General features: G+C 35.9%; 13 protein-coding genes and 1 other annotated feature. Of the genes, 12 read left to right on the plus strand and 1 reads right to left on the minus strand.

All coding sequences use genetic code 11. The features are described 5' to 3' along the window. Positions 1-154: 154 nt before the first annotated feature. Positions 155-1,258 (minus strand): ABC transporter ATP-binding protein, encoded by a 1,104-nt coding sequence (locus BP17_RS00060; protein WP_035050837.1) that lies wholly within the window; start codon positions 1,256-1,258, stop codon positions 155-157. A gap of 240 nt (positions 1,259-1,498) precedes the next feature. On the opposite strand from BP17_RS00060, the gene BP17_RS00065 reads away from it, so the two are divergent. The 12 genes from BP17_RS00065 (at position 1,499) to BP17_RS00120 (ending at position 12,401) form a co-directional block, all read left to right on the plus strand. Continuing rightward, the gene (locus BP17_RS00065; RefSeq protein ID WP_035050838.1) at positions 1,499-2,038 is read left to right on the plus strand and encodes a dCTP deaminase/dUTPase family protein; all 540 of its coding nucleotides are present in this window, start codon (positions 1,499-1,501) and stop codon (positions 2,036-2,038) included. Positions 2,039-2,230: 192 nt separating this feature from the next. Further along, positions 2,231-3,601, plus strand: a complete 1,371-nt coding sequence (radA, locus tag BP17_RS00070; protein WP_035050839.1) for a DNA repair protein RadA — start codon at positions 2,231-2,233, stop codon at positions 3,599-3,601. A gap of 75 nt (positions 3,602-3,676) precedes the next feature. Then, entirely contained in the window at positions 3,677-4,789 is a 1,113-nt protein-coding gene (locus tag BP17_RS00075) for a PIN/TRAM domain-containing protein (RefSeq protein ID WP_035050841.1), read from the plus strand. 11 nt (positions 4,790-4,800) lie between these two features. Next, a complete protein-coding gene (gene ispD / locus BP17_RS00080; RefSeq protein WP_035050842.1) occupies positions 4,801-5,514 on the plus strand; it encodes a 2-C-methyl-D-erythritol 4-phosphate cytidylyltransferase in 714 nt (237 codons plus the stop codon). Between the two features lie 17 nt (positions 5,515-5,531). Continuing rightward, positions 5,532-6,029 carry a 2-C-methyl-D-erythritol 2,4-cyclodiphosphate synthase gene (ispF, locus tag BP17_RS00085; RefSeq protein WP_035050843.1) on the plus strand — a complete coding sequence of 166 codons (498 nt, stop codon included), beginning with the start codon at positions 5,532-5,534 and terminating at the stop codon, positions 6,027-6,029. 53 nt (positions 6,030-6,082) lie between these two features. Then, a complete protein-coding gene (gene gltX, locus BP17_RS00090) occupies positions 6,083-7,552 on the plus strand; it encodes a glutamate--tRNA ligase (protein ID WP_035050844.1) in 1,470 nt (489 codons plus the stop codon). Positions 7,553-7,604: 52 nt separating this feature from the next. Next, positions 7,605-7,827, plus strand: a binding site (T-box leader). 75 nt (positions 7,828-7,902) lie between these two features. Further along, positions 7,903-8,448 carry a serine O-acetyltransferase EpsC gene (epsC, locus tag BP17_RS00095; RefSeq protein ID WP_035050845.1) on the plus strand — a complete coding sequence of 182 codons (546 nt, stop codon included), beginning with the start codon at positions 7,903-7,905 and terminating at the stop codon, positions 8,446-8,448. A 15-nt stretch (positions 8,449-8,463) separates the two neighbouring features. Beyond that, positions 8,464-9,873, plus strand: a complete 1,410-nt coding sequence (cysS, locus tag BP17_RS00100) for a cysteine--tRNA ligase (protein ID WP_035050846.1) — start codon at positions 8,464-8,466, stop codon at positions 9,871-9,873. 4 nt (positions 9,874-9,877) lie between these two features. Beyond that, positions 9,878-10,291 carry a Mini-ribonuclease 3 gene (locus BP17_RS00105; protein ID WP_035050848.1) on the plus strand — a complete coding sequence of 138 codons (414 nt, stop codon included), beginning with the start codon at positions 9,878-9,880 and terminating at the stop codon, positions 10,289-10,291. Next, positions 10,278-11,135: a 23S rRNA (guanosine(2251)-2'-O)-methyltransferase RlmB gene (rlmB, locus tag BP17_RS00110; protein WP_156955980.1), complete on the plus strand. Its 858-nt coding sequence runs from the start codon at positions 10,278-10,280 to the stop codon at positions 11,133-11,135. Before BP17_RS00105 ends, rlmB begins: the two co-directional genes overlap by 14 nt. 35 nt (positions 11,136-11,170) lie before the next feature. Then, positions 11,171-11,695, plus strand: a complete 525-nt coding sequence (locus BP17_RS00115) for an NYN domain-containing protein (RefSeq protein WP_035050849.1) — start codon at positions 11,171-11,173, stop codon at positions 11,693-11,695. A gap of 106 nt (positions 11,696-11,801) precedes the next feature. After that, entirely contained in the window at positions 11,802-12,401 is a 600-nt protein-coding gene (locus tag BP17_RS00120) for a sigma-70 family RNA polymerase sigma factor (RefSeq protein WP_051910386.1), read from the plus strand. Positions 12,402-12,409: the final 8 nt, after the last annotated feature.

Raw genomic sequence — 12,409 nt, forward strand, 5'->3', positions numbered from 1 at the left:
TAGACGGTCTTATGCTCTCTAAAAGTAAACTTGTCTATTCCATAAGAACCTTCTTTTTGAAATGTCCAAACTATTTGTCATATAATCGAAATTAAAAGTACAGCCTAAAAGTTATAAAAACTAACTTTTAGGCTGTACTTTCTACTTGTGTAACTTAATTGATCACTTCTTGGGTATCAAAATCAAAAAAATGAGCTTTATTTAAATTAAAAGACAAATCAATAAATTCTCCTGGGCTATGGAAATCTCTTGCATCAACTTTTGAAATAAATTCTGTACCATCTACCTTTGTATATAACATAGTCTCAGCTCCAAGCAATTCTGAGACGACTACCTCAGCATGCACAATGCTGTTAGGAGTAGCATCCAAAATGATTTGCTCACTATGGATATCTTCAGGGCGAATGCCAAAAATAAGTTTCTTTCCGTTGTATCCTTTAGCAGAAAGTTCTTTTGCATTTTTTTCATCAAGCGTAATAGATAATCCTTTACCATTTGAGATGATTTTGTCGGTTAAAGTAATATCGAAGAAATTCATTGCTGGAGATCCAATAAAGCCTGCAACAAAGACATTAACAGGCGTATTGTAAACTTCTTTTGGAGTGCCAATTTGTTGAATAAAGCCATCTTTCATAATAACGATACGATCTGCCATCGTCATTGCTTCAGTTTGGTCATGGGTCACATAAATAGTTGTTGTTTTCAAACGGCGATGTAATTTAGCAATCTCAGCCCGCATAGCTACACGTAATTTAGCATCCAGGTTTGATAAAGGCTCATCCATTAAGAATACTTTAGCATCACGAACAATAGCACGACCTAACGCAACACGCTGACGTTGACCACCAGATAATGCCGCTGGTTTACGTTTCAGGAACTCAGTTAAACCCAAAATCTCAGCAGCTTCTTCAACACGTTTTTTAATTTCATCTTTTTTATATTTACGTAACTTCAAGCCAAAAGCCATGTTATCGTATACAGTCATATGAGGGTATAAGGCATAGTTTTGGAAGACCATGGCAATATCACGATCTTTAGGAGCAACATCGTTGACTAATTTATCTCCAATGTATAATTCTCCTTCTGTAATATCTTCAAGTCCAGCAACCATACGCAATGTAGTTGATTTTCCGCATCCAGAAGGACCAACAAACACGATGAATTCTCGATCTTTTATGCTCAAATCAAAATTTGTTACAGAATACGCTTCGTTATTTTCATATTTTTTTTGAATGTTTTTTAATGCAATCTCTACCATTATTTTCACTATCCCTTCCTTTTAGTAGTGCTGTTTCGTATAAATCAATCATAATGTAAACGTTATTTTTTCAAAAGGGGAATCTGCACAAAACATGTAACAAATAGTTGTGCAAGTTGCACATTAAAGGAAAGACACCAGAAATAAATTAGAAATTTTTCTAGTGAATCGCTAGTTGGTAGAATTTTTGTTATACTTGAAAAGTTAATGAATAGGATATGAAATGAGGATTAAAAAAGTATGGAAAAAAAACGTGGATTTGAAGTGATTTCAACTTATCAATCAAAAGGTATAAATTTGCCAGTAAGAGCAACGAATCATGCAGCAGGTTATGATTTTGAAGCAGCGGAAGACATAATTGTACCATCTATTTGGAAAGTCTTGCTTAATAACATTACCCGGGAAATGAAACCGAAAGCAACCGATTTGATTTTTTTAGAAGAAAATAAAAAGTATTTAAAATCAACACTTGTACCAACCGGTGTTAAAGCTTATATGGGCGAAGAAGAGTACTTGCAATTAGCAAATCGCTCAAGTAATCCAATTAAACATCAATTGATTTTGCCAAATGGTGTAGGTATCATTGATGCAGACTATTATAATAACGAAAATAATGAAGGACATATCTACTTTCAATTTATTCATTATGGCTTAACTGATCATGTAGTGAAAAAAGGGGATCGAATTGGTCAAGGTATCTTTATGCCTTTCTTGAAAGCAGATACCGATACAGTAACAGGTAAAATCCGTTCAGGTGGTTTTGGATCTTCTGGGAGATGAACTTTCTAGATAAGTATTACTCGCTTTTTATTTCCATATATAATTTGGGTTCTGAAAAAATAAGAATATGAATTTCTATTGAAAAAAGCTTGAATTAACTTGTCTTTTAATGGTTTCAAGGCCTATTCTAATCGCTTTTATGGTAAAATGGATTAAATTAGTAGCAAAAACTTAGAAGGTGAGGCTGAATAGGTGGCAAAAAAGAAAGCAGTTAAATTTGTCTGCCAAGCATGCGGTTATGAATCACCGAAATGGATGGGACGTTGTCCAAATTGCAGCAGTTGGAATCAAATGGAAGAAGAAATTGTAGCGGATAAAAATGATCGTAGAAGTCGTGTGAGTATGGCCGGTAAAACAGCTAAGGCTGAGGCTATTCAAGATATTACCGTATCAAAAGTACCTAGAGTCCAGACAGAGCTGAAAGAATTGAACCGTGTTTTAGGCGGTGGAGTGGTCCCGGGTTCACTTATCTTAATAGGTGGAGATCCTGGTATTGGAAAATCAACTCTTTTGTTACAAGTTTCAGCCCAACTGAATTTAACGGGCGGAAAAGTCTTGTATGTAAGTGGTGAAGAAAGTTCAAGTCAAATTAAAATGCGCGCGAATCGTTTAGGCGTAAAAGGTGCAGATTTTTATATTTATCCTGAAACAGATATGGGCGCGATAAGACAGACTATTGAGGATTTAAATCCTGATTATGTTATTATCGATTCGATTCAAACCATGAACCAACCTGATATCGCCGGAGCAATAGGAAGTGTTTCGCAAGTTAGAGAAAGTACTGCCGATTTATTGAAAATTGCTAAAACCAATAATATTGCTATCTTTATTGTAGGACATGTTACGAAAGAGGGATCTATCGCTGGTCCAAGGATGCTGGAGCATATGGTTGATACGGTATTGTACTTTGAAGGAGAGAGACACCATACTTTTCGTATTTTAAGAGCCGTTAAAAACCGATTTGGTTCAACTAATGAAATTGGGATCTTTGAAATGCGCGAAGGTGGATTAGTAGAAGTGCTGAATCCTTCTGAAATGTTTCTAGAAGAACGGTTATCTGGTGCAACAGGTTCTGCTGTAGTTGCTTCAATGGAAGGCTCTCGTCCTATCTTAGCTGAGATCCAGTCTTTGATCACACCAACTGCTTTTGGGAATGCTAGACGAACAGCAAGCGGCTTAGATCATAACCGTGTTGCTTTGATCATGGCCGTTTTAGAAAAAAGAGCTGGGTTATTGTTGCAGAACCAAGATGCCTATTTAAAATCAGCAGGCGGCGTCAAATTAGATGAGCCAGCGATTGATTTAGCCATTGCAATTAGTATTACATCTAGTTATCAAGACAAAGAAACAAAAGAGACAGATTGTTTTATTGGTGAAATCGGATTGACCGGAGAGATCAGGAGAGTTAGCCGAATCGACCAACGGGTAAATGAAGCAGCTAAACTTGGTTTTAAACGAATCATGATCCCCAAAAATAATATTGGCGGCTGGGAATTCCCAAAAAATGTAGAAATCATTAGTGTTGTTACATTAGCTGAAGCTATCAAGAAAGCTTTTTCTTAAGTACAAGTAAAAAATAAAATGGTATTCTTGTTTCGTTAATAAGAAAAGAATACTATTTATAAAGGAGGAATACTTTTGGTTAAAAAAATCATAACCGGTATATTTATACTTATCGGCGGAAGCATTGGAGCTAGTGTAATGCCGTTTGCCTGGGATATGGCCGGAATCGACAATCTTTATGTTAATAATGTGGTCACAAATATTCTTATTGGTGCAATTATATTTTTATTTATTTCTTTTTTATCTGTGACTTACATTGAACAAATATTCAAAAAAATCGAAGCTTTTTTAAACCAACAAAGTGTAACGTATTTATTATTTGGAAGTTTAGGAACGATTATAGGATTAGTTCTGGCTTGGTTGATTAGCATTGTATTGATGGGTATGGACATTCTAGTTATTAGTGATGTGATACCATTCATCCTTGTTATTGGGTTTGCGTACTTAGGCTTTCGGGTTGGAACGACTCGACGAGATGAATGGCGCAAGTTGTTCCAGCAAAAAGTAAAAAAGAACGTTGAAGATGAAGATGGAAAAATTTTGGAGCGTAGAGCAGATGATACGTTTCGCGAATATAAGATACTAGATACGAGCGTCATTATTGACGGAAGAATTTATGATATTGCTAAAACAGGTTTTCTTGAAGGAACGATCTTGATTCCTAATTTTGTTTTACAAGAATTACAGTATATTGCTGATTCTTCTGATAGTTTGAAACGTGTTCGTGGTCGTAGAGGGTTAGATATACTGAATGCTTTGCAAAAAGAAGATGATATGAAGGTTGAAATGTATGATGGTGATTTTGAGGACATTACAGAAGTCGATAGCAAATTAATTAAATTAGCCAAATTATTAGATGGTGTTGTCGTCACAAATGATTACAATTTAAATAAAGTTAGCGAATTCCAAAATGTACCGGTATTAAATATCAACGAATTAGCTAATGCTGTGAAACCAGTTGTGATTCCTGGGGAAAATATGACTGTTATGATCGTGAAAGCTGGAACTGAGCGCAGCCAAGGTGTAGCTTACCTAGATGATGGGACAATGATCGTCGTTGAAGAAGGACAGTACTTCATGAATAAAACAATTGAAGTTGTGGTAACAAGTGCACTTCAAACAGCTGCAGGACGAATGATTTTTGCAAAACCAGTCCACTCACAAAAAGGTATTAAAGAAAAAGAGTAGGAGCGAATGCGATGAACAAGAACTATGAGCTGGTATTATTAGCAGCAGGTCATGGAAGACGCATGAGAGCTTCTAGAAATAAAATTTTATTGCCACTACTAAACAAGCCTTTGATTGAATATACATTAGATGTATTTTTAAAAGATGAGTATTGCAGCCATATTATTTTGGTTGTAAAAGAAGACGAAGTTGAATTAATCAATGAGTTGTTGCAACAAGAACAGATTTCAAGCGAAAAGACGATCACTATTGCAATAGGTGGAACAGAACGGCAGTATAGTGTTTATAAAGGACTACAAAAATTAAAAAATAAAACTTCAGGTATTGTTATGATTCATGATGGTGCAAGGCCGTTTATTGAACAAACTGACATTCATCAATTATTTGAAGAAGTTCAAAAAAATGGAGCAGCTATTTTAGGCGTTCCAGCAAAAGATACAATCAAAGCAGTGTATCCGGATCATACTGTTAAGATTACATTACCAAGAAGTGAATTATGGCAAATCCAAACTCCTCAAGCTTTTGGGAGCGCGGTGGTTCTTGAAGCGCATGAAAAAGCTAGAAAAGATCACTTTTTAGGAACCGATGATGCTTCACTCGTTGAACGAATAGACAAACCAATACTTGTAGTAGAAGGTTCTTATGATAATATAAAAATCACAACTCCTGAAGATATGGTAACTGGAAAAGCCATTCTGCTCCACAGAGAACAGCAAAAAAAGTAGTAGGAGGTCAAAAGAGTATGTTTCGGATAGGACAAGGATATGATGTCCATCAATTCGCTACTGAGAGACGTTTGGTTATTGGTGGAGTTGAAATACCTTTTGAGTATGGACTATTGGGTCATTCGGATGCAGATGTGTTGCTCCACGCTATTATGGATGCTCTTTTAGGGGCCTCTGGTAAAGGTGATATAGGACATCATTTTTCAGATAAAGATGACCAATTTAAAAATGCCGATTCAAGAGAGTTGTTGCGCAAGGTGTGGGATATGCTAAGAACAGAAGGTTTTACGATTGGCAATATCGATGTTACTATTGTAGTTGAGGAACCGAAAATGGCCCCTTATTTAAAAAAGATGCAAGAGAACATAGCTAGAGATTGTCAAACGAGTATCCAACGTGTTAACTTAAAAGCAACAACCTCTGAAACAATGGGCTTTATTGGACGAAAAGAAGGTATTGCAGCAATGGCTATTTGTTTATTAGAAAAAATAGAAAGAAACCCTTCACCCATTTGATTAATTTAGATTTGAACAGATTTAAAAAAATATAAAGAAAAGAGGAAATTATTATGACAAAAAAAATTCGTGTGCGTTATGCGCCAAGCCCAACAGGATATTTACATATTGGGAATGCGCGTACAGCGTTGTTTAATTATTTATATGCACGACACAATGGTGGAGATTTCATCATTCGTATTGAAGATACTGATCAAAAACGAAGCATTGAAGGCGGAGAAGAAAGCCAATTAGAAAATTTAAAATGGCTAGGTATGAATTGGGATGAAAGTCCGGATAATCCAGGAGAATTTGGACCTTACCGTCAATCTGAACGTAGAGCTATTTATGATCCATTAGTAGAACAATTATTATTAAGCAACCGTGCTTACAAATGCTACTGTTCAGAAGAAGAGGTAGAAGAAGAACGCGAAGCACAAAGAGCTAGAGGAGAAATGCCTCATTACAGTGGGAAATGTTCTCACTTAACGGCTAAAGAAATAAAAGAAAAAGAAGCAACAGGAATTGTACCCGTTATTCGTTACCGTGTTATCAAAGAAAATACGTATACTTTTGAAGATCTCGTAAAAGGCCATATTTCATTTGAAGCAGAAAGTGTTGGCGGAGATTTTGTCATTGTTAAGCGTAATGGCATGCCAACATACAACTTTGCAGTTGTTATAGATGACCACTTTATGGAAATTACACATGTTTTGCGCGGGGATGATCATATTGCGAATACACCCAAACAATTAATGATTTATGAAGCATTTGAATGGAAAGCTCCTCAATTTGGTCATATGACGTTAATCATCAACAGTGAAACGGGTAAGAAATTAAGCAAACGTGATGGCAATATTCTTCAGTTCATCGAACAATACCGTGAATTGGGTTATTTACCAGAAGCTATGTTTAACTTCATTTCTTTGTTAGGCTGGTCACCAGTTGGAGAAGAAGAGATTTTTGACCATGATACATTTATCGAAATGTTTGACGCAGACCGTTTAAGCAAATCGCCTGCTGCATTTGATGCTAAGAAATTGGAATGGATCAATAATCAATACATGAAGCAAGCTGATTTAGAAACGATAACAGCTTTAGCACTACCACATTTGATCAAAGCAGGTTATGTTGAAGAGGACGCATCTTCAGAAAAATTAGAATGGGTTCAAAAAGTTGTTAGCTTATACCATGAACAAATGAGTTATGGTGCACAAATTGTTGAATTATCTAGTTTATTTTTTAGTGAAGAACCCGCAATGGATAGCATTGCAAAAGAAATTTTAGAAGGCGAAACAGTATCAGAAGTTTTAAAGGCGTTCTCTAAACAATTAGAAGTAATTGAACCTTTTGATGCTGCTGAAATTAAAAAAGCTATTAAAACGGTTCAAAAAGAAACAGGTATTAAAGGGAAAAATCTATTTATGCCAATTCGTGTAGCTGTGACTGGACAATCACATGGACCAGAAATCGGACCAACGATTGAATTGCTTGGCCGTGAAAAAGCTCAAGCTCATTTACAAGCAGCATTAGCAAAATTATAAAACTACCGATTGAATTTGAAAGAAATTCTATGGAAAACGCAATTAAATAAAACTAAAAACGATGAAGAGAAAGAGTATCCCCTTCAATATCTAAAGAGAGTCTGTATTGGTGAAAGCAGATGATAGCGATTGGGAGAAGTGCGTCTCTGAGTTAAGGAGTTGAAAAAAAAGTAGACTCCTATCGGTCAACACCCGTTATTGTGTTAAAGGTCACCTATTCCAATCAATAAAATAGGCGATAAAGAAAAGTGGAACCACGCTGCAGCGTCTTTTATAATATAAGAGACGTTGCTTTTTTTGTAAAAAAAATTATGTAGTAGAAAGTATTTAATAAGGTGGAATAATAATTTATGAGTCGATTTAGTGAGGACATCCAGACAATTAAAGAGCACGATCCCTCTGTTAAAAGTACACTTGAAATTTTGTTAACTTATCCGGGCTATTATGCTATTATGTTCCATCGAGTAGCGCATATGTTGTACCAGCGCAATCAATTTTTAATAAGCCGCATAATTGCTAACATCTCTCGGTTTTTAACTGGAATTGAGATTCATCCTGGGGCAACGATTGGCAGGAGACTTTTTATCGATCATGGCATGGGAGTTGTGATTGGTGAAACAGCCAGTGTCGGAGATGATGTTGTTATCTTTCAGGGAGTGACTTTAGGCGGAACAGGCAAAGATAAAGGTAAACGACACCCAACAATTGGAAACGATGTTTTACTATCTGCATATGTACAAGTTCTTGGACCTATAACAATTGGGGATCATTCTAAAATAGGAGCATCTGCGGTAGTTTTAAAATCGATACCGTCTAATGCAACAGCAGTTGGGATTCCTGCTAAAGTTGTTAAAAAAAATGGTGAAAAATTTCTCGCCAAATCTGTCTTTAAATAGAAAAGGAGAGTAGCTATGTTGAAAATATATAATACGTTAACTAGAAAAAAAGAAGCCTTTATTCCAATTGAAGAAGGTAAGGTCAAGATGTATGTTTGTGGACCTACAGTCTATAACTACATTCACATTGGAAACGCTCGTAGTACAGTAGCTTTTGATACGGTTAGACGGTATCTGGAGTACCGAGGATACGATGTAACCTATGTCTCGAATTTTACAGATGTAGATGACAAAATTATTCGTGCAGCAAAAGAGTTGAATTTAACTGCACCAGAAGTAGCGGATAAATTTATTGCAGCTTATCATGCGGATACACATGCTTTAGGAGTAGAAGAAGCAAGTCATCATCCACGGGTAATGGAAAATATACCTGAAATCATTGATTTCATAGCAGTATTGATAAAAAAAGAGTATGCTTATGAAGCAGATGGCGATGTCTATTACCGGACAAGAAAATTCAAGGATTATGGTAAATTAAGTGACATCTCAATTGATGAATTGGAAGTTGGAGCAAGTAATCGAATGACTGCTCAAGAAAATAATAAAAAAGAAGATCCTTTAGATTTTGCTTTATGGAAATCAGCTAAAGCTGAAGAAATCAATTGGGAATCTCCATGGGGAGCAGGACGTCCAGGTTGGCATATTGAATGTTCGGTAATGGCGACAAAATATTTAGGAGATACGATCGATATTCATGCTGGGGGACAAGATCTAACCTTTCCACATCATGAAAATGAAATTGCCCAAAGTGAAGCAAAAACGGGTCATCCCTTTGCACACTACTGGATGCACAATGGTTTTGTCACAATGGATAATGAAAAGATGAGTAAATCTTTAGGGAACTTTGTTTTGGTTCATGATATTATTAAAGAAGTGGACCCGCAAATTTTACGCTTTTTTATGGCGACAACCCAATATCGCCGACCAATCAGTTACAGTGAAACGACTATTGAGGATGCTAGAGCTAACTTAACAAAATTAAAAATGGCTTTTGATAATGTGAGTTATCGGTTAAAAGATGCAGTAGCAGTAGGGGAAAATGATCAAGAACAAATCAAGCAGTTCAAGGTATTTAAAGAAAACTTCATGAAAGAAATGGATGATGATTTTAACTCTGCTAATGGTATCACAGTCGTTTATGAAATGGCAAAAGCCATGAATATTTACAGTGAACGTTCTAGTGTTTCTAAAATTGTTCTTGAAGCAATGTTGGATCAATTCCAAGAATTAATTCGAGTTTTTGGCATTGTTTTTGAAGGGTCAGGCTTGTTAGATGAAACCATTGAGCAATTGATTGAAGAAAGAAATGCCGTGCGTGCGGCAAAGAATTTCCAACGCAGTGATGAAATTAGAGATCAGTTAAAAGAAGAAGGTATTATTTTAGATGATACCCCACAAGGAACTAGATGGAGAAGAGGGCAATAACTACATGACAGAGAAAAATTGGGCATTATTGAATGGGTTAGCATTAGCTTATGTCGGAGATGCTATATATGAAGTTTATATTCGCGATTATTTAGTAGGATTGGGTTATACAAAACCAAGTCAACTACACAAAACAGCTACACATTTTGTTTCTGCTAAAGCGCAAAGCTTTTTGATGCATGAAATGATAGCAATAGAAGGATTTTTAACAGAAGAAGAATTTGTTATGTACAAAAGAGGGAGAAATTCGAAGAGCTACACATCAGCGAAAAATGCAGATGTTACAACTTATCGTGTAGCTACTGGATTTGAATCATTGATGGGCTACTTACATTTAGCCAAAAAAACGGAACGAATGGAAGAATTGATCCATTGGTGTACACAAAAAGTGGAGGATACAAAAGATGACAAGAGATAATAAGAATTTCGGGAAACGCAATAGCCAACCAAAAAAAGGGAATTTTTCAAAAAAGCCAGATAGAAAATTTAGTAAGCCAGTTGAAGATTCAGTGGAAGAAAAAGAAATAGATCATGACTTAGTAGCAGGGCGCATACCAGCTATTGAAGTATTAAAATCAGAACGGGACATCAACAAAATCTTTTTGCAAGAAGGTTTAAGCGGATCTAAAATGGAAGACATTCAAAATTTAGCTAAAAAACGCAGCATTCAAATCTCGCTGGTACCTAAAGCTAAATTGGACCAATTAGTCGATGGTATGAATCACCAAGGAGTAGTTGTTGCAGCTTCTGCTTTTCAGTATGCAACAATTGATGATTTATTCGCAGTAGCGGCGCAAAAAAATGAAGATCCATTTTTCATTCTTTTAGATGGAGTTGAAGATCCTCATAACTTAGGTTCAATCATGAGAACAGCGGATGCAATTGGCGCCCATGGAATCATTATTCCCAAAAGACGAGCTGTAGGTTTAACAGCTACAGTTGCTAAAGCATCAACAGGAGCGATAGAGCATGTAGCAGTTGCGCGAGTAACGAACTTAGTTCAAGCAATCAAAGAACTAAAAGAACGCGGATTATGGTTATATGGAACCGATATGGAAGGTCAAGACTACCGTCAGTGGGAAACGACTTTACCTATTGGTTTAGTGATGGGCAATGAAGGCAAAGGGATTTCTCGTTTAGTAAAAGAACAGATGGACGGCATGGTCACTATACCAATGACCGGACACGTTCAAAGTTTGAATGCTAGTGTGGCAGCCAGCTTATTGATGTATGAAGTATATCGTGGTAGAAATAAAATTTAACTAAAAATAGTTAGACGGAGAGGGGGTCAAATAGCATGAGAAAAGAGTTGCTGATTGTTGATGGATATAATATTATTGGAGCGTGGCCGCATTTAGTGAAATTAAAGAATCAAGATAAGATGGAAGACGCTCGAGACTCATTATTGCATGAATTATCCAATTACCAAAAATATACAGGCATAAAAATTCGGGTGGTATTTGATGCCCAATTTGTTCCTGGACTCCAACAGTCTTATCAAAAATATCAATTATCGGTTATTTTCACGAAAGAAGGAGAAACTGCGGATAGTTATATAGAACGCATTGTTGGAATTGAAAATACGATAGTTACACAAGTAACCGTCGCAACAAGTGACCTTGCAGAACAATGGGTCGTTTTTCAAAAAGGGGCTTTGCGAAAATCAGCTAACGAACTTTTTAATGATGTTAAACGTATTAAAAAAGCGATTGAAGCAGATACTCAAGAGTATCGCTTACAAAGTTATCGCAGAAATTCACCTTGGTCGCACGATCAATTGAACAACTTAGAAAAATTGAGAGATGATTTAACTAAGCGTTAACTAGAGTTAGTACTGTTTTGAGAGTTTTCGAGAATGGTAGACAATCTAAATAACTAACGTTATTAATTTGAGCTTAGCAATTTAGCCATTAAAGGAGGTAGCAGGATTGGCAGATGAAGAAGAGACATTCTCACTTATGAGCGATGAAACATTGATTCGTATGATTAAAGATGGAGACGGGTATCCGTTCCAGTTTTTATTTAGCCGGTATCATCCCCTTGTGACCAATTTAACGAAAGAGTATTACCTTAAAAGTTATGAGAAAGAAGATTTATGGCAAGAAGCACGAATGGTCTTTCACAAAACAATCCAGACTTACGACAAAGATAAAGGACATACATTTGGAAATTTCTATAAATTGAATTTTAAGCATCATATTTTTAGTTTGATTCGAAAAGATATGGCTAAGAAAAGGCGCATTGAAAAAATTGCTGAGTCATTAGATGGTATGTTAGAAAAAGGAATGAGTCCTCAATACATAATGAATGGAAAAGAGGGATTATCTGCGTTAGATATTTTACAAGTCAAAGAAAAATTAGCAGGTTACCACTATACGTTGTCAAAGTTAGAACAGCAAGTGTTTTCGCTCTACTTAAAAAATAAAGAAATAGATGAGATTGCTGAACAATTGAATTGTGATAGTCTACAAATAAAAAATGCATTAGATCGGTGCAAGCGCAAAATGAAACAGATATTAGATGACTAGCTATAGAA

Origin of the sequence: Carnobacterium pleistocenium FTR1, assembly GCF_000744285.1 — a bacterium.
GTDB classification, from domain to species: Bacteria; Bacillota; Bacilli; order Lactobacillales; family Carnobacteriaceae; genus Carnobacterium_B; species Carnobacterium_B pleistocenium.

Coding starts and splice junctions, on each gene's coding strand:
- BP17_RS00060 (WP_035050837.1), bottom strand. CDS start 1,258: ATGGTAGAGATTGCATTAAAAAACATTCAAAAAAAATATGAAAATAAC.
- BP17_RS00065 (WP_035050838.1), top strand. CDS start 1,499: ATGGAAAAAAAACGTGGATTTGAAGTGATTTCAACTTATCAATCAAAA.
- ispD (WP_035050842.1), top strand. CDS start 4,801: ATGAACAAGAACTATGAGCTGGTATTATTAGCAGCAGGTCATGGAAGA.
- ispF (WP_035050843.1), top strand. CDS start 5,532: ATGTTTCGGATAGGACAAGGATATGATGTCCATCAATTCGCTACTGAG.
- gltX (WP_035050844.1), top strand. CDS start 6,083: ATGACAAAAAAAATTCGTGTGCGTTATGCGCCAAGCCCAACAGGATAT.
- epsC (WP_035050845.1), top strand. CDS start 7,903: ATGAGTCGATTTAGTGAGGACATCCAGACAATTAAAGAGCACGATCCC.
- cysS (WP_035050846.1), top strand. CDS start 8,464: ATGTTGAAAATATATAATACGTTAACTAGAAAAAAAGAAGCCTTTATT.
- BP17_RS00105 (WP_035050848.1), top strand. CDS start 9,878: ATGACAGAGAAAAATTGGGCATTATTGAATGGGTTAGCATTAGCTTAT.
- rlmB (WP_156955980.1), top strand. CDS start 10,278: ATGACAAGAGATAATAAGAATTTCGGGAAACGCAATAGCCAACCAAAA.
- BP17_RS00115 (WP_035050849.1), top strand. CDS start 11,171: ATGAGAAAAGAGTTGCTGATTGTTGATGGATATAATATTATTGGAGCG.